The organism is Terrirubrum flagellatum (genome assembly GCF_022059845.1).
GTDB classification, from domain to species: domain Bacteria; phylum Pseudomonadota; class Alphaproteobacteria; order Rhizobiales; family Beijerinckiaceae; genus Terrirubrum; species Terrirubrum flagellatum.
The window spans coordinates 250,324-277,211 of sequence record NZ_CP091851.1; the positions used below are offsets into that span (position 1 = coordinate 250,324).

At 63.1% G+C, this 26,888-nt stretch carries 21 protein-coding genes; 15 read left to right on the forward strand and 6 right to left on the reverse strand.

The features are described from left to right. Positions 1-198 precede the first annotated feature (198 nt). The 8 genes from glyA (at position 199) to L8F45_RS01305 (ending at position 8,772) form a co-directional block, all read left to right on the forward strand. Positions 199-1,509, forward strand: a complete 1,311-nt coding sequence (gene glyA, locus L8F45_RS01270) for a serine hydroxymethyltransferase (RefSeq protein ID WP_342361074.1) — start codon at positions 199-201, stop codon at positions 1,507-1,509. Positions 1,510-1,560: 51 nt separating this feature from the next. Further along, positions 1,561-2,754 carry an aminotransferase class V-fold PLP-dependent enzyme gene (locus L8F45_RS01275; RefSeq protein ID WP_342361075.1) on the forward strand — a complete coding sequence of 398 codons (1,194 nt, stop codon included), beginning with the start codon at positions 1,561-1,563 and terminating at the stop codon, positions 2,752-2,754. 15 nt (positions 2,755-2,769) lie between these two features. Next, positions 2,770-3,810: a 2-dehydropantoate 2-reductase gene (locus tag L8F45_RS01280; protein WP_342361076.1), complete on the forward strand. Its 1,041-nt coding sequence runs from the start codon at positions 2,770-2,772 to the stop codon at positions 3,808-3,810. Next, positions 3,807-4,814 carry a D-2-hydroxyacid dehydrogenase gene (locus tag L8F45_RS01285; protein ID WP_342361077.1) on the forward strand — a complete coding sequence of 336 codons (1,008 nt, stop codon included), beginning with the start codon at positions 3,807-3,809 and terminating at the stop codon, positions 4,812-4,814. The genes L8F45_RS01280 and L8F45_RS01285 overlap by 4 nt, the downstream gene beginning before the upstream one ends. Before the next feature lie 51 nt (positions 4,815-4,865). Continuing rightward, positions 4,866-6,071, forward strand: coding sequence for an ADP-forming succinate--CoA ligase subunit beta (gene sucC, locus L8F45_RS01290; protein WP_342361078.1), 1,206 nt, complete (start codon positions 4,866-4,868; stop codon positions 6,069-6,071). A 2-nt stretch (positions 6,072-6,073) separates the two neighbouring features. Then, positions 6,074-6,973 (forward strand): succinate--CoA ligase subunit alpha, encoded by a 900-nt coding sequence (gene sucD, locus L8F45_RS01295; protein ID WP_342361079.1) that lies wholly within the window; start codon positions 6,074-6,076, stop codon positions 6,971-6,973. 119 nt (positions 6,974-7,092) lie between these two features. Next, on the forward strand, positions 7,093-8,010 hold the full coding sequence (locus tag L8F45_RS01300; protein WP_342361080.1) for an NAD(P)-dependent oxidoreductase: 918 nt from the start codon (positions 7,093-7,095) through the stop codon (positions 8,008-8,010). A 12-nt stretch (positions 8,011-8,022) separates the two neighbouring features. Continuing rightward, the gene (locus tag L8F45_RS01305) at positions 8,023-8,772 is read left to right on the forward strand and encodes an aspartate/glutamate racemase family protein (protein ID WP_342361081.1); all 750 of its coding nucleotides are present in this window, start codon (positions 8,023-8,025) and stop codon (positions 8,770-8,772) included. A 4-nt stretch (positions 8,773-8,776) separates the two neighbouring features. Here the strand turns inward: L8F45_RS01305 and L8F45_RS01310 are convergent, their stop codons facing one another. Then, positions 8,777-10,078, reverse strand: a complete 1,302-nt coding sequence (locus L8F45_RS01310; protein WP_342361082.1) for an MFS transporter — start codon at positions 10,076-10,078, stop codon at positions 8,777-8,779. An 88-nt stretch (positions 10,079-10,166) separates the two neighbouring features. Between L8F45_RS01310 and L8F45_RS01315 the strand changes: the two genes are divergently transcribed. Together L8F45_RS01315 and L8F45_RS01320 are read left to right on the forward strand one after the other, a co-directional pair. Beyond that, positions 10,167-10,754 (forward strand): TetR/AcrR family transcriptional regulator, encoded by a 588-nt coding sequence (locus tag L8F45_RS01315; RefSeq protein ID WP_342361083.1) that lies wholly within the window; start codon positions 10,167-10,169, stop codon positions 10,752-10,754. A 123-nt stretch (positions 10,755-10,877) separates the two neighbouring features. After that, entirely contained in the window at positions 10,878-11,054 is a 177-nt protein-coding gene (locus L8F45_RS01320; RefSeq protein ID WP_342363338.1) for a DUF1328 domain-containing protein, read from the forward strand. A gap of 28 nt (positions 11,055-11,082) precedes the next feature. Here the strand turns inward: L8F45_RS01320 and L8F45_RS01325 are convergent, their stop codons facing one another. Beyond that, positions 11,083-12,801 (reverse strand): sensor histidine kinase, encoded by a 1,719-nt coding sequence (locus L8F45_RS01325; protein ID WP_342361084.1) that lies wholly within the window; start codon positions 12,799-12,801, stop codon positions 11,083-11,085. Positions 12,802-13,181: 380 nt separating this feature from the next. Further along, complete coding sequence (locus tag L8F45_RS01330) at positions 13,182-13,967, reverse strand: response regulator (protein WP_342361085.1); 786 nt, start codon at positions 13,965-13,967, stop codon at positions 13,182-13,184. A 186-nt stretch (positions 13,968-14,153) separates the two neighbouring features. Between L8F45_RS01330 and L8F45_RS01335 the strand changes: the two genes are divergently transcribed. Genes L8F45_RS01335 through L8F45_RS01350 form a run of 4 tightly spaced genes read left to right on the forward strand, consistent with a single transcriptional unit; the run spans position 14,154 to position 18,506 of the window. Beyond that, positions 14,154-14,393 carry a NepR family anti-sigma factor gene (locus L8F45_RS01335; protein WP_342361086.1) on the forward strand — a complete coding sequence of 80 codons (240 nt, stop codon included), beginning with the start codon at positions 14,154-14,156 and terminating at the stop codon, positions 14,391-14,393. A 9-nt stretch (positions 14,394-14,402) separates the two neighbouring features. Then, the gene (locus L8F45_RS01340; protein ID WP_342361087.1) at positions 14,403-14,963 is read left to right on the forward strand and encodes a sigma-70 family RNA polymerase sigma factor; all 561 of its coding nucleotides are present in this window, start codon (positions 14,403-14,405) and stop codon (positions 14,961-14,963) included. A gap of 24 nt (positions 14,964-14,987) precedes the next feature. Continuing rightward, positions 14,988-16,646, forward strand: a complete 1,659-nt coding sequence (locus L8F45_RS01345) for a histidine kinase dimerization/phosphoacceptor domain -containing protein (RefSeq protein WP_342361088.1) — start codon at positions 14,988-14,990, stop codon at positions 16,644-16,646. Positions 16,647-16,682: 36 nt separating this feature from the next. Further along, the gene (locus L8F45_RS01350; protein ID WP_342361089.1) at positions 16,683-18,506 is read left to right on the forward strand and encodes an ABC transporter ATP-binding protein/permease; all 1,824 of its coding nucleotides are present in this window, start codon (positions 16,683-16,685) and stop codon (positions 18,504-18,506) included. A 4-nt stretch (positions 18,507-18,510) separates the two neighbouring features. Here the strand turns inward: L8F45_RS01350 and L8F45_RS01355 are convergent, their stop codons facing one another. Beyond that, positions 18,511-19,272, reverse strand: a complete 762-nt coding sequence (locus tag L8F45_RS01355) for a Crp/Fnr family transcriptional regulator (protein ID WP_342361090.1) — start codon at positions 19,270-19,272, stop codon at positions 18,511-18,513. 162 nt (positions 19,273-19,434) lie between these two features. Here L8F45_RS01355 and purH point away from each other — a divergent pair, with 162 nt between their 5' ends. Beyond that, positions 19,435-21,027, forward strand: coding sequence for a bifunctional phosphoribosylaminoimidazolecarboxamide formyltransferase/IMP cyclohydrolase (purH, locus tag L8F45_RS01360; protein ID WP_342361091.1), 1,593 nt, complete (start codon positions 19,435-19,437; stop codon positions 21,025-21,027). Positions 21,028-21,034: 7 nt separating this feature from the next. On the opposite strand, the gene L8F45_RS01365 is transcribed toward purH, so the two are convergent. Together L8F45_RS01365 and L8F45_RS01370 are read right to left on the reverse strand one after the other, a co-directional pair. Continuing rightward, positions 21,035-22,039, reverse strand: a complete 1,005-nt coding sequence (locus L8F45_RS01365; protein WP_342361092.1) for a Gfo/Idh/MocA family protein — start codon at positions 22,037-22,039, stop codon at positions 21,035-21,037. A gap of 24 nt (positions 22,040-22,063) precedes the next feature. Beyond that, complete coding sequence (locus L8F45_RS01370; protein ID WP_342361093.1) at positions 22,064-26,887, reverse strand: NAD-glutamate dehydrogenase; 4,824 nt, start codon at positions 26,885-26,887, stop codon at positions 22,064-22,066. Position 26,888: the final 1 nt, after the last annotated feature.

Genomic DNA, 26,888 nt, shown 5'->3' on the forward strand with positions numbered 1-26,888 from the left:
ATCTCCCTTTCTCGTCGCAACCAAAGGACATTTCGTGCCCTGAAGAGCTCCCTGCGCGTGGAAAAGCAAGAAAATAAAGCCGTTTCCGAATTTTTCAAAAATGGAAATGTTTTCCATTGCACCCCTGCAAGCTCTGGCATATGGTATGCCAGAGAATGAGCGACGCCAAGTCGCCGCGTGGAAACCGGGAGACGTCCGATGCGTACAGCCGCGCTGCGCGCGCCTGCGTCAGTGGCCGCGCGCTTCTTTGAAGCAGCGCTTGATGAGGCCGACCCCGAACTCAGCAGCGCGATCGCGCGCGAAGCGGCGCGACAGCAGAACGAAATCGAGTTGATCGCCTCGGAAAATATCGTCAGCCGCGCCGTGCTCGAAGCAGCAGGCTCCGTGCTCACCAACAAATACGCCGAGGGCTATCCGGGACGACGCTATTATGGCGGCTGTCAGTTCGTCGACGAAGCCGAGACGCTGGCGATCGAGCGCGCGAAAAAGTTGTTCGGCTGCGCCTTCATCAATGTTCAGCCAAGTTCGGGAAGCCAGGCGAACCAGGCGGCGCTGCTGGCGCTGGCGAGGCCCGGCGACACGCTGCTGGGATTATCGCTTGCGGCCGGCGGACATCTCACCCATGGCGCGCCGCCGAATCTCTCGGGCAAATGGTTCAACGCCGTGCATTATGGCGTGCGGCGCGAAGATCAGCGCATCGATTTCGACGAGGTCGCGCGGCTCGCGCGCGAGCACAGGCCGCGCATTATCATCGCCGGCGGCTCCGCCTATCCCCGCATCATCGACTTTGCGCGCTTCCGCGCGATCGCGGATGAGGTGGGCGCCTTTCTCATGGTCGACATGGCGCATTTCGCCGGTCTTGTCGCCGGCGGCGCGCATCCCTCGCCGTTGCCGCATGCGCATGTGGTGACGACGACGACGCACAAGACATTGCGCGGACCGCGAGGCGGCATGGTTCTCACCAATGACGAGGAGATCGCGAAGAAGATCAATTCGGCTGTGTTCCCCGGCCTGCAGGGCGGGCCGCTGATGCATGTGGTCGCGGCGAAAGCCGTTGCCTTGGGCGAGGCGCTGCAGCCGGACTTCAGAATTTACGCCAACGCCGTTGTCGAGAATTGCAAGGCGATGGGCGAAGCGCTGCAAAGCGCCGGTTACGACATCACCACGGGCGGCACCGATACGCATCTCATTCTGCTCGATCTCCGCCCGCGCAGGTTGACGGGCAATGTCGCCGAGCGCGCGCTGGGGCGCGCTCACATTACCTGCAACAAGAATGGCGTGCCGTTCGATCCGGAGAAGCCGACGGTGACGTCGGGCGTGAGACTGGGATCGCCGGCGGGCGCGACGCGAGGCTTTGGGGTCGCTGAATTTCGCGAAATCGGTCAATTGATCGCCACGGTGCTCGATGGCGTTGCCACGCATGGCGAAGGTGGAAATTCGGCGGTCGAGCAGGAAGTGAGGCATCGCGCCATCCAGCTCTGCGAACGCTTTCCGATCTACGGCGCCTGAATCTCTTTCGGGTTTGCACGTCGCCATTCAACGAAACAGCGGGAGATCATCATGAGCGGATTTCACGGCCTCTTCATTCCCGGTCCGACGAATATGCCTTTCCCGATTCGTCAGGCGATGGACATTCCGCTTGAAGATCAGCGGTCACCTGATTTTCCAGCTTTCACGCTGCCGTTATTTCGCGATCTGAAGAAGGCGTTCAAGACCGAGAAAGGGCAGGTGTTTCTGTTCCCAGCCTCTGGCACGGGCGGTTGGGAGGCGGCGATCACAAACACGCTGTCGCCGGGCGACAAGGTGCTTGTCGCGGTGTTCGGCCAGTTCTCGCATCTCTGGGCCGATCTCTGCCGCCGCCACGGACTGATCGTCGACGTGATCGAAACAGAGTGGGGCGAGGGCGCGCCGGTAGAGATCTATGAGCAGCGCCTGCGCGAAGACAGCGCGCACGAGATCAAGGCTGTGCTTGTCTGTCACAACGAGACTGCGACCGGGGTCACCAGCGATGTCGCAGGCGTCAGGCGCGCGCTTGATGCGGCGGGGCATCCGGCGCTGCTGCTTGTCGATGGCGTCAGCTCGATCGCCAGCATTGATTTTCGCATGGATGAATGGGGCGTCGATATTGCGGTCTCGGGGTCACAGAAAGGCTTCATGCTGCCGACCGGGCTTGCGATCGTTGCTGTGAGCCCGAAAGCGCTCGAAGCCGGTCTTTCGGCGAAATGCCCGCGCTGCTTCTTCGATTTCGCCGACATGATCCGCACCAACAAGGACGGCTATTTCCCCTATACGCCTGCGACGACGTTGATGCGCGGCTTGCGCGCCTCGCTCGATCTGCTGTTCGCCGAAGGGCTCGACAATGTGTTCGAGCGACATCGCCGCGTCGCCGAAGGCGCGCGCCGCGCTGTCGCCGCCTGGGGGCTTACACTCTGCGCGAAAGAGCCGAGATGGCATTCCAACACGGTGACGGCGATCTGCGTGCCCAAGGGCTTTAACAGCGACGACGTCGTGAAGACCGCCTATCACCGCTATCGCATGTCGCTTGGCGTTGGTCTGTCGAAAGTGGCGGGCCGCGTCTTCCGCATCGGCCACATCGGCGCGATCAATGAATTGATGCTGCTGCAGGCGCTTGCGGGTTGCGAGATGGCGCTGCGCGATGTTGGCGTCGATGTGGCGCCGGGGTCGGGCGTGGCTGCGGCGCAGGAATATTTCCGCGAGACCGCGCCGCGCATGGCGCTGGCGAAAGCCGCCTAACAGAGGAGGCGTCGCGTGAAAATCTGCATCTTCGGCGCCGGCGCGATCGGCGGCTATCTCGCGGAAGGCTTGAGCAGGGTCGAAGGCGTCGACCTCTCGATCGTCGCGCGCGGCAAGCATCTCGCGGCGATCCGCGAAAAGGGTTTGCGCCTCCTCATTGGCGATGAAGAACGCGTGTGCAGGCCGCGCGCGACAGATGATCCCTCGACGCTTGGTCCGCAGGACTTCGTAATCGTCTGTCTCAAAGCCCATCAGGCTTGGGAGGCGGCGGAGCAGATGAAGCCTCTGCTTAGCGCTCATACCGCTGTTGTCACCGGCCAGAATGGCGTCCCCTGGTGGTATGCGCACGGCCTTGATGGGCGTTTCTCAGAAGCTCGCTTCCCGAGCGTCGATCCCGACGGCCGCCAATGGCGCGTTATTGGACCCGAGCGCGCGATCGGTTGCGTCGTCTATCCCGCGACGGAGATTATCGAGCTTGGCGTGATCAAGCATGGTTATGGCGACAAGTTTGCGCTCGGCGAACCGGATGGAACGCGATCGCTCCGCTGCGAGCGGCTCGCCAACGCGTTGATTGCAGCCGGATTCGATGCGCCCGTTCTCGACGATATTCGCAGTGAAATCTGGCTGAAGCTGTGGGGCAATCTCTGCTTCAATCCGATTAGCGCGCTGACGCGTGCGACGCTTGACGTTGTCGCGGCTGAGCCGGGCACACGGGCGCTTTCCATCGCGATGATGACTGAAGCGAAAAAAATCGCCGAATTGTTCGGCGCGTCCTTCCGGGTCGACATCGAACGGAGAGTAAATGGCGCGGCGCGCGTCGGCGCCCATCGCACCTCGATGCTGCAGGATCTCGAGCATGGCCGTCCGCTTGAGATCGACGCGCTGCTGACGTCCGTGCAGGAGATGGGGCGCTTCGCAGGCGTCGAGACGCCCTATATCGACGCCGTGCTCGGGCTCGTGCAGCAGCTCGGACGTTCGCTCGGGCTCTATCCCGCGATATCGCGGAAAGCAGTCGCGCATCCGGTGGAAGCGCCGAGATTGCGAGCTGCGGGATGAAACGACTTGATGATGCGGAGCTTGCGCCTGAGCGCCGAGGGACTGCAGGCGCGACGCGCATTGTTTTTCTTGATCGCGGGACGATTGGCCCGACGGTTGAGCTTGCCCGCCCGGCGTTTGATCATGAATGGATCGAATACGCCTCGACTGCGCCGGCCGATATTGTTGGATGTCTCAAGGGCGCGCGCATCGCGATCACTAACAAGGCGCCGATTCGCCGCGCCGATCTCGAAGCGCTGCCTGACCTGAAGATGATTGCCGTCGCGGCCACGGGCTACGACGTTGTCGATGTCGCCGCCTGCCGCGAGCGCGGAATCATCGTCTCGAATGTGCGAGGCTACGCCGTCAACACGGTCCCCGAACATACGTTCGCGCTGATCCTCGCTCTGCGGCGTTCGATCATCGGTTATCGTCAAGACGTCATCGACGGGAAATGGCGAGAAGCTGGCCAGTTCTGCTTCTTCACTCATCCGATCCGCGATCTCGCGGGCTCGACGCTCGGAATCATTGGCGAAGGCGCCATCGGCCAGGCAGTGGCGCGGTTAGGCCAGGCGTTCGGCATGCGCACTTTGTTCGCGGCGCATAAGGGCGTCAGCGGGCTTGGTCCGCTCTATACGCCATTCGACGAAGTGCTCACCACGAGCGATGTCATCACCTTGCACAGCCCGCTCACGCCAGGCACGCGCGACATGATTGACATGGCGGAGTTTCGCAAGATGGCGAAACGTCCGTTGCTCATCAACACGGCGCGCGGCGGGCTCGTTGTTGAATCTGATCTCGTGCGCGCTCTGGATGAAGGGTTGATCGCCGGCGCGGGCTTTGATTGCGTCACGGCCGAGCCGTTCCCGGTCGATCACCCATTCTCCGCGATTCTCGAACGTCCGAACGTCATCGTCACGCCTCATGTTGCCTGGGCGAGCGAGGAGGCGATGCAGACGCTCTGGCGGCAGGTGATCGGCCACATCGAGAATTTTGAGAAGGGCAGGCCGTCAAACACGGTCTGATGGTTCGGAGCGTTCGCCGAGCCGCATGATCAAAGGGAGGAAAAGGCAGAGATGAATATCCACGAATATCAGGCGAAGGAGCTCTACCGACAATATGGCGTCCCGACGCCGCAAGGCTTCGCGGCGTTCACTGTCGATGAAGCGGTCGAAGCCGCGCGCAAACTGCCGGGACCCCTGTGGGTCGTGAAGGCGCAGATTCATGCGGGCGGGCGCGGCAAGGGTAAATTCAAGGAATTCTCCGCCGGGGAGAAAGGCGGCGTGCGGCTCGCGCGCTCGATCGACGAAGTCGCCTTGTTCGCAAAGCAGATGCTGGGCGCGACGCTTGTGACGGCGCAGACAGGCGGCGAGGGCCGCAAGGTGCGCAGGCTCTATATCGAGAACGGCTCGGCGATCGATCGCGAGCTCTACCTCTCGGCGATCATCGATCGCGGCTCATCGCGCGTCGCCTTCATCGCTTCGACCGAGGGCGGCATGGACATCGAGGAAGTCGCGCATAAAACGCCGGAAAAGATCCTCACAATCTCAATCGATCCGGCCGCCGGCTATTTCCCTTTTGAGGGCCGGAAGATCGCCTTTGCGCTTGGCCTTGCCGGCGATCAGGTCAAGCAATGCGTCAAGCTGATCGGCGATCTCTATCGCATGTTCGTCGAGAAAGACATGAGCCTGCTCGAGATCAATCCGCTTGTGGTGACGAAGAGCGGTGATCTTCTCTGCCTCGACGGCAAGATGAATTTCGATTCGAATGCGCTGTTCCGGCATCCTGAAATCCTGAAGATGCGTGACATTGATGAGGAGGATCCGTCGGAAGTCGAGGCGTCGAAATATGATCTGAGCTATGTGAAGCTCGATGGTTCGATCGGTTGCATGGTCAACGGCGCCGGACTCGCCATGGCGACCATGGACATCATCAAGCTCTATGGCATGGAGCCCGCGAACTTCCTCGATGTCGGCGGCGGCGCGACGAAGGATAAGGTGAAGGCCGCCTTCAAGATCATCCTCAGCGATCCCAACGTGAAAGGCATCCTGATCAATATCTTCGGCGGCATCATGCGCTGCGACGTCATCGCCGAAGGCGTCGTCGCAGCGGCGCGCGAGATGGCGATCAATGCGCCTCTCGTGGTGCGGCTCGAAGGCACCAATGTCGAGCTTGGAAAGCAAATCCTAGCGCAGAGCGGGCTGACGATCACGCCGGCTGACAATCTCTCGGACGCAGCGGCGAAGATCACCGCTGCGGTGAAGATGAAAGAGGCGGCCTGAGCATGTCCATTCTCATCGACAAGAACGCCCGTGTGCTCTGCCAGGGCGTCACCGGCAGTCAGGGCGCGTTTCATACCGCGCAAGCGATCAGCTACGGCACGCAGATCGTCGGCGGGGTGACGCCAGGCAAGGGCGGAACGAAGCATCCTGACGCCACGCTCGCCAGCGTGCCGATCTTCGATACGGTCGCCGAAGCGAAGCACGCGACGGGCGCTACGGCGACCTCGATCTATGTGCCGCCGGCCTTCGCCGCCGACGCGATTCTCGAAGCGATCGACGCCGAGATCGAACTCATCGTCGCCATCACCGAGGGTATCCCGGTGATGGATATGGTTAAGGTGAAGCGCGCGCTGACGGGATCGCGCTCGCGCTTGATCGGTCCGAACTGTCCGGGCGTGCTCACGCCGGAAGCGTGCAAGATCGGGATCATGCCCGGCGCGATCTTCCGAAAGGGGCATGTGGGAATCGTGTCCCGCTCGGGCACTCTCACCTATGAAGCCGTGAAGCAGACGTCTGACGTAGGCCTTGGCCAGTCGACCGCGGTCGGCATCGGCGGCGATCCCGTGAAGGGGACGGAGTTCATCGACATGCTCGAACTCTTCCTCGCTGATGATGATACGCACGCCATCATCATGATTGGCGAGATCGGCGGTTCCGCTGAAGAGGACGCCGCCGATTTCATCAAGAGCGAGCGCAAGAAAGGGCGATCGAAACCCATGGCGGGTTTCATCGCCGGCGCGAGCGCGCCGCCCGGCCGGCGCATGGGCCATGCCGGCGCGATCATATCAGGCGGCAAGGGCAAGGCCGAAGACAAGTTCGAGGCCATGCGCTCCGCCGGGATTGCGATCGCCGACAGTCCGGCGAGCCTCGGCGTCACGCTGGCGAAGGAGCTGGCGCACTAGCAGCGGCGCCGAGCGCGCGCTTTCGCGGTTGGCGGCGGAGCGGCGGCGTCCTAATCAGGTTGCGGAGATTGGCGGGGCGCTGGAGCGGCCCGCTATTCGCACCCTTGAGGAGGACGTATTTGCGCGCCGTTTTCGTCGACGCCAACGACACGCTGTCAGCCGTGATGGAGAAGCTCAGGCGGCCCGGCGATCCGCCGGTCGCCGTCAACCGCAATCCGTCGATCAAGCCGGATGAGCTGCCGGGCGCCATCGGCGACGCCGAGATCGCGATCATCGATCATACGCATCTGCCGACGCCGATCGCGGCGAAATGCGCGAAGCTGAAGCATGTGGTTTTCCTCGGCACCGGCGCCCGCAGCTATATGAGCCCGGAAGAGCTGACCGAGCGCGGCGTTACGGTCCACACGATCAAGGGGTATGGCGATACGGCGGTGGCGGAATGCGCCATTGCGCTGATGTGGGCCGCGGCGAAGGCCTTCGCGCAGATGGATCGCGAAATGCGCGCTGGAAACTGGTTGCGCACCGACGGCGTCGAATTGACAGGCAAGACGCTGGGGCTTGTTGGCTTCGGCGGCATCGCGGCCGAGGTGGCGCGGATCGCGAGCGGCTCTGGCATGAAGGTGCTGGCATGGAATCGCAGCGCGAAGAACCATCCCGGCGTGGAATTCGTTTCGCTTGAAAGGCTGCTCGGCGAGAGCCATGTCGTCTCGCTGCATCTCCTGCTGAACGACGAAACCAAGGGGCTGATCTCGCGCGAGCGGATCGCAGCGATGCGCCCGGGCGTCATTCTGATCAATACGGCGCGCGGCGCGCTCGTCGATGAAGACGCGATGATCGAAGCGCTTCGCTCCGGCCATATCCGTCACGCCGGCCTCGACGTCTTCACCATCGAGCCGATGCCGCCTGGCCATGTGCTGACGACGCTTGAGAATGTAACACTGTCCGCTCACTCCGCGTTCAGGACGCCGGAGGCAAGCGACAATCTCATCAACGCGGCGCTTGATCATTGCCGGCGCGTTGCAGCCGCGGGTGGCTGAGGGAGAGATCTCATGGCCGTTCATCTCGGCTCGTTCACGTCATCGCGTATCGCCAAAGGCGGAAAAGCGATCTATGGCGCGCCGCTTGGCGTGCTGATGCTGGAGGCGCGCTTTCCGCGCATCTTCGGCGATATGGGCAATGCGACCACCTGGCCTTTTCCGGTTCTCTATCGCGTGGTCAGCGGAGCAAGCCCGGAGAAGGTGGTGATGCAGGGCGCTTCGGGACTACTTCCCGATTTCATCGATGCGGCGAAAGAGTTGGTGCGCCTCGGCGCGGAAGCGATCACCACGAATTGTGGGTTTCTGTCGCTGTTCCAGAAGGAGCTCGCGGCGGCTGTTGACGTTCCTGTCGCGACTTCGGCTCTGATCCAGGTTCCGTGGGTTCAATCTTTGTTGCCGCCGGGCAAACGCGTTGGCGTCGTCACCGTCTCGGCGTCAACCTTGACGCCTGCGCATCTCGAAGCCGCCGGCGCGCCGCGCGATACGCCTATCGCTGGTACGGAGAACGGCAAGGAATTCTTCCGCGTGCTGATCAAGGCGGAGAAGGAGGATATGGACGTCGCGCGCGCCGAACAGGACGTGATCGAGGCCGGGCGCAAGCTCGTCGTGGATCATCCCGACGTTGGCGCGATCGTGCTCGAATGCACCCATATGCCGCCCTATGCGGCTGCGCTGCAGGCCGAGGTCGGGCGCCCGGTCTACGACATCTATTCCATGATCACATGGTTTCACGCGGGCTTGCGCCCGCGCGTTTTTATTTGATCGACTAGGCGGGCACAGGCGCCGCGACAGGCGCCTGCGCGCCGGGCCTCGACAGGGTGATGGCGAGCAGCGATGCGATAAGACAAAGCGCGCCGGCCACGAAGAAGGCGGGCAAATAGGTCGCAAGCTCGGTGCGGCTCAAGCCCGCGCCATAGGCCGCGCTCGCCGCGCCAAGCTGATGGCCGGCGAAGATCCAGCCGAACACGACGTTGGCGCGCTCGCGTCCGAAATTCTCGACAGTCAGCTTTACGGTGGGCGGCACGGTCGCGATCCAGTCGAGACCGTAGAAGACGGCGAAGATCGACAGGCCGTAAATCGAGAAGTCGCTGAAGGGCAGGGCCAGTAGCGAGAGACCGCGCAGGCCGTAATACCAGAGCAGCAGCCAGCGGCTGTCGTAGCGATCGGAAAGCCAGCCAGAGCCGACCGTGCCGGCGAAATCAAACACGCCCATCATGGCGAGTACGCCGGCGGCGCTCACGGCCGCCATGCCATAATCGCCGCAGAGCGCAATGAAGTGCGTCTGGATGAGCCCGTTCGTGCTTGCGCCGCAGATGAAGAAGGTGCCGAAGAGAATCCAGAACGCGCTGGTCCGCGAGACGTCGCGCAGGATGCGCAACGGCGACATCAGGAGCTGCGCCAGACCATGCGTAGTCGGCGGCGGAGGCGTAACCGCGGTATCGCCATAGGCGGGCAGGTCAAGGTCCGACGGCCTGTCGCGCATCAGCGCGAGAACCACCAGCGCCGCGAAGACCAGCATGGCGCAGACAAAAGCGAGCGAAACCCGCCAGCCGAAGCGCTCGGTCATACTGGCGAGCAGCGGCAGGAATACGAGCTGGCCGGTCGCCGAACTGGCCGCCAGCAGTCCGACGACAAGGCCGCGGCGCGCCGAGAACCAGCGGGTCGCGACCGTTGCGCCAAGCACCATGGCGGTCAGGCCCGTGCCAATGCCGACCACGACGCCCCACAGCATGATGAGGTGCCAGATCTTTGACATTGCGAGCGACGCGAGAAGTCCGCCGACGATGATCGAAAGAGCGATCAGCATCATGCGGCGCACGCCGAAATGATTCATGAAGGCGGCGGCGAACGGGCCGAGCAATCCGAACAGGGCGATCCGGATCGCCAGCGCCGAGGAAATGTCGGCCGTGCGCCAGCCGAACTCCTGCTGAAGCGGCACGATGAAGACGCCGGGCGCGCCCACCGCTCCGGCGGTGCAGAGCATGGTGAGGAAGGCGACGGCGGCCACGACCCAGCCATAGTGAACTTTGCGCGCCGCCAGGCGCGCCGCGACGAAGGAAGAGATCATGGCCCGACCGCCGTTAAATGTTGATCATCATGATTGGAGCGGTTATATGTCGGCCATCATCTAACCTGTCAAGCGAGGGGCGCTTGAAATGAAAGTGAGCCGGGAGCAGGCCGCGCAAAATCGCGAGAAGATCGTCGCCGCCGCGAGCAGGCTGTTTCGCGAACATGGTTTCGACGGGGTGAGCGTCGCCGATCTCATGAAGGAGGCCGGACTGACCCATGGCGGCTTCTACGGGCATTTCAGCTCCAAGGAAGAGCTTGCGGCCGAAGCCTGCGGGCGCTCGCTGTCGCGCAGCGCGGAATCCTGGGCTTCGATCGCCGAAGGCTCCAAGGGCGACGCGTTTGCGGCGTTGGTGAGCAACTATCTTTCCCGCCGCCATTCCGACGTCTCGGGCAAGGGGTGCGCCTTGCCCGCGCTGGGGTCCGATGGCGCGCGACAGGGCGGCGATGTGCGCAAGGCGCTGACGCGTGGGCTCCTGCCGCTGGTCGCAAAGCTCGAGGAGAATGCGCCAGCGCGCACGAAGACCGCGAGGCGAAAGAAGGCGCTCGCGACCATGGCTGGCCTCGTCGGGGCGGTGACGCTGGCGCGGATGGTCGATGACCCGGTACTTTCGGAAGAAATCTTGCGAGCGACCGAATCCGAATTACTCTTGGATATTCGCAGAGCGAAGAGCTGATCAGCGTCTGGCGACGCAAAACCGGCGCGGAACTTTTGCGACGAGGCGAACATTGCTCCCGATGAAGGTGATTGGATGTCACGCCTTGCGCGTGCGCATGATCGCCGCATGCTGGAGTTCACCATGGGCAATCTGCTTCACTGGGCTGTCGTCTTTCTCGTCGTCGCGCTGATCGCGGCGTTTCTCGGCTTCGGCGGCGTCGCTGGAACTGCGATGGGCGGCGCGCAGCTTCTGTTTTGGGCGGCGATCATCCTTTTCGTCGTCTCCGCGCTGGTCGGCCTCATCAGAAGAGGCGCGTAGTTGCGCGGATTTCCGCGCCACAAGACAATTATTGATTTGCGCCCGGCGCGGCTTGAGCGGCGTCGGGCGTATTCTCGTCGGAATCCCTGATCTGGAAGCTCAGCTTCCATGAGAAGCCTTTGGGATCGTAACTCATCTCAACTTTGCCGCCGACAGCGCGCGACACGGTTCGCTCGATGACCACCTGCCCGAAGCCCTTGCGTTTTGGCGGAACGACCGGCGGCCCGCCGCTTTCGATCCATTGGAGCGATACGTCTTGCGCGCCGTTGGCGCTCTCGGTGACGGCCCAGCTCACATCGACGCGGCCCTCGGGAACCGACAGCGCGCCATATTTCGATGCGTTGGTCGTGAGCTCATGCAGCGCAAGCCCGATATTCTGCGCAATCTCGGACGGAATGCTCAAAAGCGGTCCGTCGAGAAATATTTGCTTGCCGATCAGATCGAGCTGATGGCCCATCTGCGAGCGGATGAGATCGCCGATATCAGCGCCTTTCCAACCTTCGTCGACCAAAAGAGCATGCGTTGCGCCCAGCGCTTCGAGCCTCGCGGCGAAACGGTCGATGAAGGCTTGCGGCTCCGGCGTTGTCGCTGCGGTCTGTCGCGCCATCGCCTGCACGACCGCGAGAATATTCTTCGCCCGGTGCGCGATCTCGCGCATCAGGAGCCGGATGTTTTGCTCGCGGCGCTTGCGGTCGGTGATTTCGACGGCGACGCCCGTTAACCCATTGATCGCGCCTTCGCCGTCGCGCGTCGGTTCGATGCGAACGTCGAACCAGGAATCTCCATCCTTGCCGGGAAACAACAGTTCGTAAGTGCGCGGCTGGCCGCTTTCGAGGACGGCGAGATTGTTCGAGATCACCGTCTGTTTGATGCGCTCCGGCAGCGCTTCGCTATCGCTGCGGCCGATGAAATAATCTGGAGTTTGTCCAAGCGCATGACCGCTGAACCAGCGATAGACGAGGTTTGTGTCCTGATTCCAGACGACGATCGGCGCATTCGCCACTGCAGCCGCCAGCAAGCGCGAGGCGTCGTTGAGCCGTAGCTGTGTTTGTGACACGGTCGAGGCGAGTTCCGCGCGCGCGGTTTCGAGCGACCTCGCCGTCCGACGCTCCGCCTCGAAAAGGCTTGTTAGCTGTTTGTTGCTCTTGCGCAAATTGGCGAGCATTGCGAGGAGGCTCGCGGAGGCGAGGCCAATAACGACGAACAGCAGGACGCGCCCGATCCGTTCCGCGCTTTCGGCTCGCTGCAGTCGCGCGGAAAGGAGCGACTGCTCCTCTTTGACGACATCGTCCACCTCGGCGCGGATGCCGTCCATCAGCGCCTTGCCGTCCCCTGTTTTCACGCGCTCCCTGGCGAGATCGATCTGTCCGCGCTGGACAAGCTCGATGACTGCGGCCAGGCGCGCGGCGCGCTCGTTCCAAAGAGACTGCAGGCGCTCAAGACGCCTGACCTGAACGGGGTTGTCCTGCGTCGACATTGTCAATGCGGCGAGGCTTGCCGGCGCCTCACGGCGCGCCTTTTCATAAGGTTCGAGGAACAGAGGATCCTGGGTGATGATGTAGCCGCGCTGGCCGGTTTCTCCATCGATCATTTGCGCATTCGCTGCGCGCGCGCGTTCGATCACGATAAGCGAATGTTCGACTTGCGTGCGAGCCCGGCTCAATGCGCGCCATTGGAAAATCAGGACGCCGCCTGTGACGATGATGGCCGCGACAAGGATCGCTGTCGCGCTCTTCGAAAAATTCATTGGAAGCAGGGCGCCGAACGGCGCGAAGCGCCGACGGCGACGGGCGCGTAAGGCTTGGGCGGCGTGAAATCCGACATCCACGCTGGTTATAGCCAGCGGACTAATGTGTCTACGCTGCGTGTGAAATGCGGCCCAGATCACGCCGCATTTTGATTGAATCAATCAAAATGCGGGAACGTGATCGATTCCAAAAGCTTAGAGCATGGCTTTTGCGAAAAACCGGTTCCCACTTTTTCGCGCCATGCTCTATGTCATTTGACATTGGCGCGGGGGAAAATTTTTGACCGCCGGCAATCATATGGAATTGAGTTTTGGCGGCAGCCCCGGCGTCGCTGCGGGCCGAAGCCAATCGCGCGACGCCGGCTATAACTATATTATAATCAGGCTGCTTCCGCTTTGCGGCTCTTCTGATCAAAAAAGAGCGCCTGGCTGATGACGGCCTTCAAAGTCGTCGACTGGAACGGCTTGGTGATGAGAAACGCCGGCTCGGGCTTCGCGCCGGTCAGCAGCCGTTCGGGATAGGCGGTGACGAAGATCACGGGCACCTCGAACGTCTCGAGGATTTCGTTCACGGCCTCCAGCCCGGAACTGCCGTCCGCAAGCTGGATGTCGGCGAGCACAAGACCGGGCTTGTGCTTGCGGGCCATCTCGACCGCTTCCTTGTGGGTGCGCGCCACGTCCACGACCCGATGTCCGAGGCTTTCCACCAGCGCTTCCAGATCGAGCGCGATGATCGCCTCATCCTCGATGATCAGGACGTCCGTCGCCACCTGTTCGGCGATCTCGCCGTTGGCCTGATTGAGCAGCTTGTCGAACTCCGCGCGATCCACACCCATCACCCGCGCGGCGTCGTCCGCCGAAAAGCTTTCGACTGCCGTCAACAGGAACGCCTGGCGGCTTCGGGGCGTGAGGTTCTCCAGCGCGCGGATGCCCTCGAACGGGCGCGTCGTCATGGAGTTCAGCGGGACCTTGCTCCAGATGGCAAGAAACAGATGATAGAGCGCAACTCTAGGTTGCAGATCGGTCCTGAACAGATTTTGGTCCTGGACCAGCGCTTCCAGAGACGCGACCACGTAAGCGTCTCCTGCCTCTTGGCTGCCACAAAGGGCGCGAGCGAAGCGCCTCAGATACGGAAGGTGGGGGCTGATCACCTGGGTGATGGTCATTTTGGGCGCTCCGCTGCAAAAAGTAACCTTCTTGGAGGGAACAATTCGCCCTCATGACGATTGTTCCGCGCCTATGGAACAAATGCGTCGGATCGTCATTCGGCGTCAGAACTCCCGCGGCGGGGCGGCCGGTAGAGAGTGGCGAAGCATGCGTTTCTAGCATGCGAGGATTTTGGAGTTCGCGCAATGAATGCTGACGAGAACGGGAAGCCGGCGCTGCCGCCCGACGCCCAGGCTCGGATCGGGGTCAAGCTGCGCCAGATGTATGACAACGTCTTGCAGGAAAAAGTGCCGGATCGGTTCACCGCGCTCCTTGACCAGCTTCAGGCGCTTTCCCCCGGCGGCAAGCCCGGGGAGCCGGCTCAGATTGGCGAAGCCGCTGAAGCCGCCGCGGGCAACGACGAACTCTCGCGCTCCTCACGATAGGAGCATCTCATGACGTCAGCTCCAAATTTCCGCGACGGTCTCCTGGCCGAAATCCCGAGTTTGCGCGCCTTCGCCATGTCGCTCTGCGGCAAGAGCGATCGCGCTGACGATCTGGTTCAGGAGACGCTTGTCAAAGCGTGGGCCGCGCAGTTGAGCTTCACGCCCGGCACCAATCTGCGCGCCTGGTTGTTCACTATTCTGCGCAACGTTTATTTCGGCGAGCTCAGAAAACGGAAGCGCGAGGTCGAGGATGTCGACGGCGTCTATGCGGCGACCCTGTCTGTTTCAGGCGAGCAGGACGCGCGCGTCGATTTCAAGGATTTCGAGAAGGCGCTCGCCCAGCTTTCGCCCGACCAGCGTGAAGTTCTGACGCTGATCGGCGCCTCCGGCTTCTCTTATGAGGAAGCCGCTGAGATTTGCGGCGTCGCCGTTGGCACGATCAAGAGCAGGCTCAATCGCGCCCGCGCCAAGCTGACGGATCTTCTATCTATCGAGGCGGTTGCGGATATCGGACCTGAACCGGTTTCGCGCGCCGTGATTTCGCGATCTTCTTCCCTGCCTTCGGTCTGATTCTTTGCTGATGCTTCCTGTAACGTGAACCGGCTTCGCGCACGAATACTGATCATTCTCGTCGCAGCCGCGTTGCCGGCGATTTTATTGGTTTCGGTCCTCGCCTATCGGGCCTATGACGTCGCAAAGGCGTCCGCCTTTGACGCGCTGGAGCGCGATGTCGAATTGATGACGTCGCGATTTGCGGCCATTCCGGTCGGCTCCGCGCGCATGGCGTGGTTGCTCGCGTCCGCTGTCGCCTGGGACGCCAGTCCCGAAACGCGCTGCGAAGCGAATATCCGCGCTGTTCTTCCGGCCTTTCCTGGCTTCAACAATCTCTTCGTCTATCGCAACGACGCGCTGATCTGCTCCGCCGCCGACTCGCAGATGCGGCCGACTTCGATATCGGAGCTCGGCGTCGAGGCGCTGCGCGCGGGCGAATCGCGGGTGTCGCTGCTCGACGACAAAACAGGCGCGCCCGTGATCTATGCGGCGGCGCGAGGGTCCGGCGCCGCCTCGGATTTTGTCGCGATTCTAACGGTGGATCGCGATTTTCTGAACCGGCTGCTGGCGATCTTCCGCAGCTATGGTTCAAGCAGGGCGCTGCTGCTCGACAAATCGGGCAAGAGCCTTGGCGCGCCTCTTTCGGCGCAGGACGATACGACGCTTCAGCTCGCTTTCCCTCTCCCGGAGCAGGAGCGCGTCAGCTTCGCTTTTGACTCTGCCGGGCGGTCCTATGTCATCACCTCGCGCAAGCTTGCGTCGCCTGACATCTGGCTCGTCACCCGGCAGCGTGATTCAGACGTGCTGGCCGACGCGCGCAATCAGCTCACTCTCGCAGTGATCGCGCCCGTGCTGACGCTTCTGCTGGTCGGATTTGCGGTCTGGCTTGGACTGACGCGCGTTGTCATTCACTGGGTCGTTCGACTGACGAAAGCCACCCGAGCCTACGCCGAGGGCAATCTCGGCTCCCGCGTTGGCGATGCGTCCGCCGCGCCGTCGGAGATCGCGGAATTGGCGCAGCGGTTCGACGGGCTTGCCGACCGCATGGCGGAGCGTTCCGTCGAGCTTGAAGGAGAGGTGTTCCAGAAACGGCGCTATATCCGCGAGCTGCATCACCGGGTGAAGAACAATCTCCAGGTCATCGCTTCGCTGCTGGCGTTGCAGAAGCGCAACCTGTCGCGCGAGCAGCGCGCGGTGCTTCGATTCCCCGAGGACCGCGTCAACGCCATGGCGGCCGCCTATGGCGTTTCCTACGCGCAGACCGAGAGCGGTTTTGTCGGCGTGCTCGCCGTCGTCCGCGAAGTGATCACGCGGCTGCAACCAGGCGTCGAAGGGCGGCATCCGCATGTCAGCGTGACGATCACGGGCGAGGACCGGCAGGTCGATCTCGATATGGCGATCGCGATCGCGATGCTGCTGGCGGAGCTCGCGCCGCGATTTCTCGACGCTTCGGTCGACGAGGCGCATCTCGCGGTCTTCGACGTCGTTCTCGACGCCGAGCGGCTTGCCGTCGACATATCATCTTCGGGAATCTCCGAACGCAGCCCGGTCAACCGCCTCTCGGATCGTTTCACCCGCGCCTATATGCGCCAGCTCGGCGCGGAGCTCGACAATTCGCGCGATGATCGCATTGGCCTTGTCATTCCGATGGCCGCGATAACCGCCGAAAAAGGGCTGACGCCAATCGCATCGATCGGCTGAGGGGATTGTCGGTTGGCGCCGCGACCGGAGGCAAATATGCGGGCAGGGGAAGCGGAGGCGTCGCGACGGGGTTTCGTCAAGCTTGCGTCGGGTTTCTGGAGCGGACCGCAGCGCGTGCGCGCTTGGGCGCTGACGTCAGGCGTCCTCGGCTTTGTCATTCTGAATGTCGTCGTCGCCTATTATCTCACGGTCTGGAACAAGTCTTTCTTCGACACGCTCGAACAGAAGCAGCTTGGCGAACTTCCCCCGCTCGTAACCTTGTTTGCGGCGCTCGTCGTCGCTGGCGCGCTGGTGAATGGCGCGCTTGTGCTTTGCCGCATGCATCTTCAGCTCTCATGGCGACGCTGGCTCAGTGAAGAGCTTGTCGCGCGTTGGCTTGATGATCGTTCCTATTACAAGCTCGGCATCGTTGAAGGCGATCACGACAATCCGCAATTCCGCATCGCGGATGATGTCAGGCTGGCGATCGAGCCGCTGGTGGATTTCGCCATCGGCCTGCTCAATGCGATCCTCTCAGCCTTCGCCTTTCTGATCGTGCTGTGGGCGGTCGGGGGCGCTCTCACGGTTTCCACCTCATGGACCGGCGATGTGCGCGTTCCCGGATTCTTCGTGCTCACAGCGGCTCTCTACGCGCTGATCATGTCGTTGTTGACGGTGTTCGTCGGCCGTCGGTTGATCGACGATGTCGAGATGAAGAACGGCAAGGAGGCTGACCTCCGCTTCGAACTGACGCGGATCAAGGAAAGCGCCGAAAGCATCGCGCTGATTGGCGGCGAGGCCAATGAACGCGCCGGTGTTTCGGCCGCTTATCAGCTTCTCGCGCAGGCCTGGAGCGGCGTGATCCAGAGCATGGCGCGCATCACGCTCATGACCAATGCTAGCAACGTCATTCTGCCGATCGTCTGCTTGTTGCTTGGCGCGCCGAAATATATGTCCGGCGAGTTCACGCTCGGCCAGCTTATGCAAGTCAGCGCAGCCTTTGTTCAGGTGCAACTCGCGTTCAACTGGATCATGGACAACTTCATCCGGCTGGCGGAATGGCGCGCTTCGGCGAACCGCGTGATGGGACTGGTTTCCGGCCTCGACTATGTGACTCACGGCGCGGACAACCATGCCTTGTCCAGCATCAGGATTTCCGATTCTCCTGACGATGCGATTCATCTGATCGATCTTCGCATCGAACGCGACGACGGCGTCGTGGTGATCGAGGAGGCTGACGTGGTGATCGGCCGTGGCGAGAGCGTGATGATCGCCGGTGAAAGCGGCACCGGGAAAAGCACGCTCATCAGGGCTGTGGCGGGGCTATGGCCTTGGGGCTCCGGCGAGATTCGGCTTCCGAAGAACGCCTCGATCATGTTCGTCCCGCAGCGGCCCTATATTCCCTTGGGATCGCTGCGCGAGGCCGTCGCCTATCCCGCTCCGGCGGACTCCATCAAAAAAGAAGATGTCACGGCCGCGCTCAGACGCGCGCATCTCGAACATCTGATTGAACGGCTTGACGATGTCGATCGCTGGGATCAGACGCTGTCCGGCGGCGAGCAGCAGCGCATCGCCTTTGCGCGGGTCTTTCTGTCGAAGCCCGACATCCTCGTCATGGATGAAGCGACCTCGGCGCTCGACGTCGAGACCCAGCGCGCCCTGATGGAGAGCTTCCGCAGCGAACTGAGCGAGATGACATTAATCAGCGTCTCGCATCGGCCGGAACTCGAAGAGTATCATGCGCGCACGGTCACGCTGCGCCGTGAAGAGGCCGGCGTCCGTCTGGTGGCGCCGGCCTATTTCCACGAAACGGTATGGGCGCGGTGGCGGCGCGCGCTCGCCATTCTTGGCGCGCGCCAGATCGGCGACAGGCCGGTCTGACTTCTTACATCAAGGGGCGCGGGCGCAATTCACGGTCGGCGAATTCGGACAGGCGTTCGAGCGCCCTGATATTCAGCATTTCGAACTGCGTGCCCTTCCGCGCGTAAAGCCCGTAACGTCTCAGCCGCGACAGGGTCTTGTTGGTGTGCACGAGGGAAAGGCCGAGCGCGTCCGCGATATGCTGCTGAGTCAGAGGCAAATTGACAATGTTGCCTGTCGCGAGGCCAAGCGCGCGGGCCCGCTTGAAGAGACCGATGAGCAGGGACGCGACACGTTCATCCGCCGTGCGACGGCCGACGGTGAGCATGCCTTCATCGACCAGCGACTCTTCGCGCGCGCCGAGCCAGGTCAGATCGAAGGCGAGCTGCGGCATGGCGCCGAACAGTTTCCATACTTCCCTGCGCGGCAGGACGCAGAGATGTATGTCCGTCAGCGCTTCGACGCCATATTGCGCCGCTTCGAACAGCGCGGATTGCAGGCCGATCAGATCGCCCGGCAGCGCAAAATGGAGAATTTGCCGGCGGCTGTCTGAGAGGGTGCGATAACGGAAGGCCCAGCCGCGATAGAGCGTGAACAGTTCGGCGTTTTCCTCGCCCGGACGGACGATGGTTTCGCCCGCCTTCACAAGCCGATCCTCGCGCTTGATGTTGGCGATTGTCGCCAATTCCTCAGGGCTGACCTTGGTGAAGATCGGCAACTGTCTCAGGGCGCATTCCGAGCAGGGCACGCGCTTCACGCCACACGCCACCCCCGAATCCTGCGTCATCGCGCCTCACTTCGCCCTGACCTGCCGGAAGCGAGGCAGGTCGCGCCGGGGTTTAATACCTATGTTCAGTGAGCGCCAGCCGCAGCGACCTGTCAAAAGACCTGTTTCCAGCGTTCCACCCGCCGCAGGGCTGTGTTAGGCGGCGCACGAAAGAGGTCTCCGATGCCCAGCAAGCTCCGCCGCATTTCCCGCGCTCTTCTCTCCGTCTCCGACAAGGCGGGGCTGGTCGAGCTGGCGCAGGCGCTGGCGGCGCGCGGAGTGGAGATACTGTCGACCGGAGGGAGCCGCAAAACGCTCGCCCAGGCCGGCGTGCCCGTGAAGGAGGTCGCCGATGTGACCGGCTTTCCCGAGATCATGGATGGGCGGGTGAAGACGCTCCATCCCCGCATCCATGGCGGCCTGCTCGCGGTGCGCGAAAATCCCGAGCATAGCGCGGCGATGCTCGCGCACGGGATCGAGCCGATCGATCTCCTGATCTCCAATCTCTATCCCTTCGAGCAGGCGCTGGCCGGCGGCGCGTCGTTCGAGGATTGCGTCGAGAATATCGACATCGGCGGGCCGGCGATGATCCGCGCCGCTTCCAAGAATTTCGACGGCGTGACCGTCATCGTTGATCCCGCGGATTATGCGGCGCTGCTGTCCGAACTTGCCGCGCATGACGGCGCGACAAGCCTCGAATTCCGCACGCGCCTTGCCGCCAAGGCTTTCGCGCGCACGTCGACTTACGATTCCGCGATCTCGAACTGGCTCGCTAAAGAGGCGGGCGAGGCGACGCCGACCTGGCGCAGCTTCGCTGGAACGCTGGCGCAAAGCCTGCGCTATGGCGAAAACCCGCATCAGTCGGCCGCGTTCTATCGCAGCGGGGAAGCGCGGCCGGGAGTCGCCACGGCGCGACAGGTGCAGGGCAAGGAGCTATCCTACAACAATCTCAACGATACTGACGCAGCGTACGAATGCGTCGCCGAGTTCGATCCTGCGGACTCCGCCGCTTGTGTGATCGTCAAGCACGCCAATCCCTGCGGCGTCGGCGTTGGTAGAAGCCTGATCGAAGCCTATCGCAAGGCGTTCCGCTGCGATTCCGTTTCGGCCTTCGGCGGCATCGTCGCCTTCAACCGCAAGCTCGATCGCGCGACAGCCGAGGAGATCACGCAGATCTTCACCGAAGTGGTGATCGCGCCCGATGCGGATGAAGATGCGATCGCCGTTTTTGCGGCGAAGAAAAATCTGCGTCTGTTGCTCGCCGGCGGGCTGCCCGATCCTGCGGCGCGTGGCCTGACATTCCGCAGCCTGTCGGGCGGTCTTCTCGTGCAGGATCGCGACGCGATCGTGCTCGACGATTCGAGCTTGCGCGTCGCGACAAAGCGCGCGCCGACAGCGGCCGAGATGAGTGATCTGCGCTTCGCGTTCCGCGTCGCAAAGCATGTGAAGTCGAACGCGATCGTCTATGCCAGGGACGGCGCCACGGTTGGCGTCGGCGCGGGCCAGATGAGCCGCGTCGATTCAGCGCGCATCGCTGCATGGAAATCGGAAGAGGCCGCGCGCGCGGCCAAGGAGCAGACGAGCTGGACGCGCGGCTCTGTCGCGGCGTCAGACGCGTTCTTTCCGTTCGCCGACGGACTGCAATCGATCATCGACGCTGGCGCGACCGCCGTGATTCAGCCCGGCGGCTCGATGCGCGACGCCGAAGTCATCGCTGCGGCGGACGCCGCCGGCATCGCGATGGTTCTCACCGGGATCAGGCACTTCAGACATTGATGCGGGCTCAGCCCGCGATCTTCTCCCAGGCGCCGCTCTTTTCCGAGCGGACAATCGCGTCGATGATGCGCATGCTCTGCACCGCGTCGGCGGCGCCATAGGGCAGATCGATCTCGCCGCGCACGAAAGCGGAGAACGCGTCCGCCTGTTCGGCGTATTGATCGCAAGCGGGAATGGTCCGCTTCTCGGCCGATGCGTCGCCACCTTCGCCCGCGAGATCGAGGCTGATGATCGTTGGCTCCATCGCCGGCGCATTCACAGGGATCAGAATTTCTACACGACCCTTGGTCCCCAGAATTTCGAGCCGCTGAAAGCGGCTGAGCTGCGTCGACACCGTGAAGTCGAGCCGCCGACCTGCGCCGAAATCAAGGATGGCCGTCGTCAGCCGGTCGGTGCGGAAGGTCGGATCGCGATCGATCAGACCGATCGCGCGCGTCGGCTCTCCTTCAAAGAAATAGCGGCCCGCCGTGATGGGATAGCAGCCGATATCCATCATCGCGCCGCCGCCGATGTCGGCCATGTTTCTGATATTGCCGGCATCCACATTGTAAAAGGAAAAGAACATCTGGATCGCGCGAACTTCGCCGATCGCGCCGGACCGCAGAATGTCGCGCGCCGCGATCCATTGCGGGTGGAAGCGCACCATGAACGCCTCCATGATGCGCACGCCCGCCGGCGCCTTCAGGAGCTGCGAAGCTTCTTCCGCATTCAGCGCGGCGGGCTTTTCGCACAGCACATGCTTGCCCGCGGCGGCGGCCTGCATCGTCAGCGGCACATGGAGATGATTGGGCAGCGGATTGTAGACGATTTCGATCCCGGGGTCGGCCAGCAACGCTTCATAAGAGCCGTAAGCGCGCGGAATTCCGAGCGCATGCGCGGTCTCTTCCGCGGTCTTCAGATCGCGTGAGGCGATCGCGGCGACCTCGGCCGTGCGCGATCGCTGGATGCCGGGAATGACCTTCTCGCGGCCGATTCGCGCCGTCGAGATGACGCCCCATTTCGTCTTGCGCATGAATGCTTCCGGTGTTGGGCGCGCTCACGCCTTGGCGAGCGCGCTGATCGAGCTTGCGGCCACGATAAGCCGTGCGAGATTGGGATCGGCGCCGACGAAGCTTGCGACATCGTCATTCGCGGCGGCGAGCGCCCGCGCATGCTTGCCGCGCCATTCTTCGAGCGAGTCGGCCTTGGCTGCGGCGACGGTCGCGACGAGCCGCGTCTGCGCCTCATCGATCGCCGCCACCGCCTGATCACGGGCGCGCTGCTCGAACTCATCGCGCGCAGCGATGGCGCGCGCCTTCACGCGCACCGCTTCGAGCTTCAGGAGATCGATCAGTTCAAGCTGCCGGCGCATCACGTCGGCGACCGGACGCTTGATCTGCTGGGCTGTGCGCACCACGCCCGGCGCCGCCGAGATGATGTCGAGCGCGGCGAGATGGGCGGCGGCCTCGTCCGGCACGCCCTGCGCAACGAGCGATTCTCGGTCCGCTTTCAGAAGCACCGCATTCTCGTGCGGCAGCAGCGTGTCGACATTTTTCACGATTTCGGACACCGCCTTGCGAATGGTCTCGACGTCGCGCGACATCTCAAACGCGCCGCTGGCGCGCGCGGCGGCGAACCAGGAAAGCGAGGCGAGCAGCGCCTGCTGCACGCGCGCATAGAGTTCGAGCTGGAATACTCCGCGGACTTTGCCGTCGAGCGCGTCGATGGCGATGTTGAGATCGAGCAGGCCAAGCGAGTCCCGTGTCGCCGCATAGGCCAGCGCCACGTCGGTCGCCGCGGCCGCGCCGCCTTGCGTGACGCGTTCGATGATCGTTGGGCCGCCGCGATTGACGATTGCGTTCGCGAGCTGCGTTGAGACGATCTCGCGGCGCAGGCGATGCGTTGCGATCTCGTCGGCGAATTTCGCGCGCATCGCCGAGGGGAAATAGCGGTTGAGCTCGCCTGCAAGATAGGGCTCGTCGGGCGCGCTGCTCGACAGGATGATGTCGTGGAGCGACAGCTTGGCGTAAGCAAGGATGACGGCGAGTTCCGGCCGCGTCATGCCTTCGCCGCGCGCCGCGCGCTGCGCCACGGTGGCGTCGTCAGGCAGCGTCTCCACCGTGCGGTCGAGTCTGCCCTCCGCTTCGAGCCGTCGCATGAAGCGGCTGATGAATGGCATGTCTTCAGGCCCGCGCCGCTCGGCCAGCGACAGCGCCAGCGTCTGCAGATAATTATTGCGCAGCACGAGCTGGCCGACCTCGTCGGTCATCGAGGCGAGCAGCGTGTCGCGCTTCTTCGCCGGCAGCCGCCCGTCGGCGGCCGGGCGCGCAAGCGCGATCTTGATGTTGACCTCGACGTCGGACGTGTTCACGCCGGCCGAGTTGTCGATCGCGTCGGTGTTGAGCTTCACGCCGCGCTTCGCCGCCTCGATGCGGCCCAATTGGGTGCAGCCGAGATTGGCGCCTTCGCCGATCACCTTGCAGCGCAGATCGACGCCGGCGATGCGGATCGCATCATTGGCGCGATCGCCGACCTCGGCGTCGCGCTCGTTGGTCGCACGGATATAGGTGCCGATGCCGCCGAACCAGAGAAGATCGGCGGGCGCGCGCAGGATTGCGTTCATCAATTCCGCCGGCGTCATCGTCGCGCGGTCGATACCAAGCGCGACGCGCGCCTGTTCCGACAAGACGATCGATTTCGCGCTCCGCGAATAGACGCCGCCGCCCTGCGAGATCAGCGTCTTGTCGTAGTCCTGCCAGCTCGATCGCGGCAGATCGAAGAGACGCTGGCGTTCTTTCCAACTCGCCGCTGCATCGGGCGTCGGATCGATGAAGATGTCACGATGATCGAAGGCCGCGACGATCTTCATCGCCTGCGAGAGCAGCGCGCCATTGCCGAAGACGTCGCCCGACATATCGCCGACGCCGACAACAGTGATCGGCTGCGTCTGGATGTCGATATCGATCTCGCGGAAATGGCGCTTGACGGCCTCCCACGCGCCGCGTGCGGTGATGCCCATCTTCTTGTGGTCGTAGCCGACCGAGCCGCCGGACGCGAAAGCGTCGCCGAGCCAGTGGCCATGCTCGATCGAAATCGCATTGGCGATGTCGGAAAAGGTGGCGGTGCCTTTGTCGGCGGCGACGACGAGATAGGGATCATCCTCGTCATGGCGCACGGTGAGCGCAGGCGGCACAACCTTCTCACCGACGAGATTGTCGGTGAGGTCGAGCAGCGTCGAGACGAACAGTTTGTAGGCCTCGACGCCTTCCGCCATCCAGGCCTGTCGATCGGACGGGGAGGGTAGTTTCTTCGCGAAGAATCCGCCCTTCGCGCCGACCGGCACGATGACGGCGTTCTTGACCTGCTGCGCTTTCACGAGGCCAAGCACTTCTGTGCGGAAATCCTGCGGGCGATCCGACCAGCGCAAGCCGCCGCGCGCCACCTTGCCGAAGCGCAGATGCACGCCTTCGACACGCGGCGCGTAGACGAAGATCTCGCGGAACGGCTTCGGCAGCGGCATGCCTTCGACCTTGTGGCTGTCGAATTTGCAGGCGATGGCGATGCGCGGCTTCCCGCTCGCGTCGAGCTGATAGAAGCTTGTGCGCAGCGCCGATTGCACGAGATTGACGAGACGGCGCAGGATGCGGTCTTCGTCGAGATTCGACACGCCGTCGAGCGCGGCCGTGATGTCGCCCAGAATGACGTTCTGCTGCGTGATGCGATCGGCCATCGTGCCTTTCGCTGCGGGATCGAAGCGCGCGGTAAAGAGTTCGACGATTTGCGCCGCGATCGCGCCGTTGCGCACGAGAGCCGACGCCATGTAGTCGAGCGTGTAGGGCACGACGAGCTGCCTCATATAGCGTGTCAGCGTGCGCAGCATCGCGATCGAGCGCCAGGGCAGGCCGGCTTCGAGGGTGAGCGCGTTGAGCCCGTCCGATTCCGCATCGCCGGCGAGCACAGCGAGCAGCGTTTCGCTCAGACGCACCTCGATGGCGGCGAGATCGATGGCTGCGCCTGACGGGCGCTCGATCAGCATGTCATGCATCCAGACGCGTTCCGCGTCGGGCGCATTCGCAGGCGCAATGCGATAGGTGCGTTCGTTGAGAACGCGGAAGCCGATATTCTCAAGCACAGGCACGCGCTCGGAGAGCGGAATCGGCGCGCCGCGCACGAACAGCTTCAGATGAATGCGATCCGCATCCTCGCCGCGGCGATAGAAATCGACGGCGCGTGGCGCATCGGCCGAAAGTTGCTCGATGACGGCGATGTCGGCGACGGCCTCATCGCCGGAGAAACTCTCGCGATAGGCGGCGTTGAAAGCTTCGGCATAGCGCAGTCCGAGCGCGCGGCCTTCATCGCCGATGCGTTTCGAAATGAGTTCGTCGCGCAGAGCGTCCGACCAGGTGCGGGTGATGCCGAGGATGCCGGCTTCAAGCGTCGCGCGCTCGATGACGGGCGTTTTTCCTTCGTCGCGGCCGATGATGTAATGCGTGCGCGCCAGCGGTCCCTCGGGATAGGAGGGGTAAGCTGCGGAGACGCGTCCCTTGTAGAGAGAGGCGAGGAAATCGCCGATCTTCTTGCGAACGGCGGTGTCGTAACGGTCCTTGGGAACGAAGACGATCACCGACACGAAGCGGTCGAACGTGTCGATGCGCGCCAGCGCGCGCACGCGGGGTCGCTCATAGAGCGCGAGAATATCCTGGGCGAAGCGCTGCAGCGCCTCAGCGTCGACCTGGAAAAGCTCGTCGCGCGGATAGTTCTCCAGCACATGCATCAGCGCGCGGCCGGAATGGCTGGTCGGATCGTAACCGGCGCCGGCGGCGACTTCCGTGATCTTGCGCCTGATATAGGGAATGGCGCTCGGCGACTCGATATAGGCGTTGGAGGAGAAGAGGCCGACAAGGCGCATTTCGCCTTCGAGCTTGCCGTCGGCGGAGAACAGCTTCACGCCGACATAATCGAGATGCACCGGCCGATGCACGCGCGACTTGACGTTCGCCTTGGTGATGATGAGGGCGGCGGGCCTTGCAAGAAACGCCCGGATTTCAGGCGTAACCGAGAGCAGCTTGCCGCCGCGTCGCATCACCTGCACGTCCGGATCGCGCAGGATGCCGAGGCCGGAGCCGTCGACGGGAGTCGCCGCTGCATCGCCGCGCGGATATTTGTAGACGCGCAAGCCTAGGAACGTGAAGTTGTCTTCCGCCAGCCAGTCGAGAAACGCGATCGCCTCCGAGATTTCCTCTCGCGGCAGCGGCGGCGGGTTGGCGCGATAGGAGAGGCCCGCGGAAGCGAGCTGTCCGCGCATCGCAACCCAGTCGGCGACGGCGACGCGCACGTCGCGATAGACGCGATCGAGTCCCTCGGCGATCGCCTGGCGCGAGTTCTCCAGCGCGGGCCGATCGATGACGATCTCGATCAGGCTCTCACGGCGCGCGCCTTCAGGCGCGCTCGATGTCGCGTCGCCGGCGAAGCGGACGAAAGCGCCCTTCGCGTCGCGCTCGATCGCGAGAATGGGATGCAGCACAAGCAGCGGCTCGATGCCCTGGCCGGCGATTTCCGCCAGTGTGGAATCGAGCAGAAACGGCATGTTGTCGTTCACGATCTCGATGAGCGTGAGATCGCGCGGCTGGCCGTTGATCGTCGCGGTGAGGTCGCTCAGCGTGATGTTGTGCGTCTGCGGCGCGCGTGGCGACGAGAGATGGCTGTAGGCGATCGCCGCCGCATCCTTCCTGAACGAGGCGTCGAATGCGGAAATGTCCTCGGCCGATGCGCGCGCGAACAGAAGATCGGCGAATGTGGAAGGCTGGGTCTTCGGCGGCGATTTTGAAGTCTTCGGAGGCGTTTCGGATTTGGCTTTGGCGGGCTTCTTCTTGTCAAGCATC

Coding starts and splice junctions, on each gene's coding strand:
- glyA (WP_342361074.1), top strand. CDS start 199: ATGCGTACAGCCGCGCTGCGCGCGCCTGCGTCAGTGGCCGCGCGCTTC.
- L8F45_RS01275 (WP_342361075.1), top strand. CDS start 1,561: ATGAGCGGATTTCACGGCCTCTTCATTCCCGGTCCGACGAATATGCCT.
- L8F45_RS01285 (WP_342361077.1), top strand. CDS start 3,807: ATGAAACGACTTGATGATGCGGAGCTTGCGCCTGAGCGCCGAGGGACT.
- sucC (WP_342361078.1), top strand. CDS start 4,866: ATGAATATCCACGAATATCAGGCGAAGGAGCTCTACCGACAATATGGC.
- sucD (WP_342361079.1), top strand. CDS start 6,074: ATGTCCATTCTCATCGACAAGAACGCCCGTGTGCTCTGCCAGGGCGTC.
- L8F45_RS01305 (WP_342361081.1), top strand. CDS start 8,023: ATGGCCGTTCATCTCGGCTCGTTCACGTCATCGCGTATCGCCAAAGGC.
- L8F45_RS01310 (WP_342361082.1), bottom strand. CDS start 10,078: ATGATCTCTTCCTTCGTCGCGGCGCGCCTGGCGGCGCGCAAAGTTCAC.
- L8F45_RS01315 (WP_342361083.1), top strand. CDS start 10,167: ATGAAAGTGAGCCGGGAGCAGGCCGCGCAAAATCGCGAGAAGATCGTC.
- L8F45_RS01320 (WP_342363338.1), top strand. CDS start 10,878: ATGGGCAATCTGCTTCACTGGGCTGTCGTCTTTCTCGTCGTCGCGCTG.
- L8F45_RS01325 (WP_342361084.1), bottom strand. CDS start 12,801: ATGAATTTTTCGAAGAGCGCGACAGCGATCCTTGTCGCGGCCATCATC.
- L8F45_RS01330 (WP_342361085.1), bottom strand. CDS start 13,967: ATGACCATCACCCAGGTGATCAGCCCCCACCTTCCGTATCTGAGGCGC.
- L8F45_RS01335 (WP_342361086.1), top strand. CDS start 14,154: ATGAATGCTGACGAGAACGGGAAGCCGGCGCTGCCGCCCGACGCCCAG.
- L8F45_RS01340 (WP_342361087.1), top strand. CDS start 14,403: ATGACGTCAGCTCCAAATTTCCGCGACGGTCTCCTGGCCGAAATCCCG.
- L8F45_RS01350 (WP_342361089.1), top strand. CDS start 16,683: ATGCGGGCAGGGGAAGCGGAGGCGTCGCGACGGGGTTTCGTCAAGCTT.
- L8F45_RS01355 (WP_342361090.1), bottom strand. CDS start 19,272: ATGACGCAGGATTCGGGGGTGGCGTGTGGCGTGAAGCGCGTGCCCTGC.
- purH (WP_342361091.1), top strand. CDS start 19,435: ATGCCCAGCAAGCTCCGCCGCATTTCCCGCGCTCTTCTCTCCGTCTCC.
- L8F45_RS01365 (WP_342361092.1), bottom strand. CDS start 22,039: ATGCGCAAGACGAAATGGGGCGTCATCTCGACGGCGCGAATCGGCCGC.
- L8F45_RS01370 (WP_342361093.1), bottom strand. CDS start 26,887: ATGCTTGACAAGAAGAAGCCCGCCAAAGCCAAATCCGAAACGCCTCCG.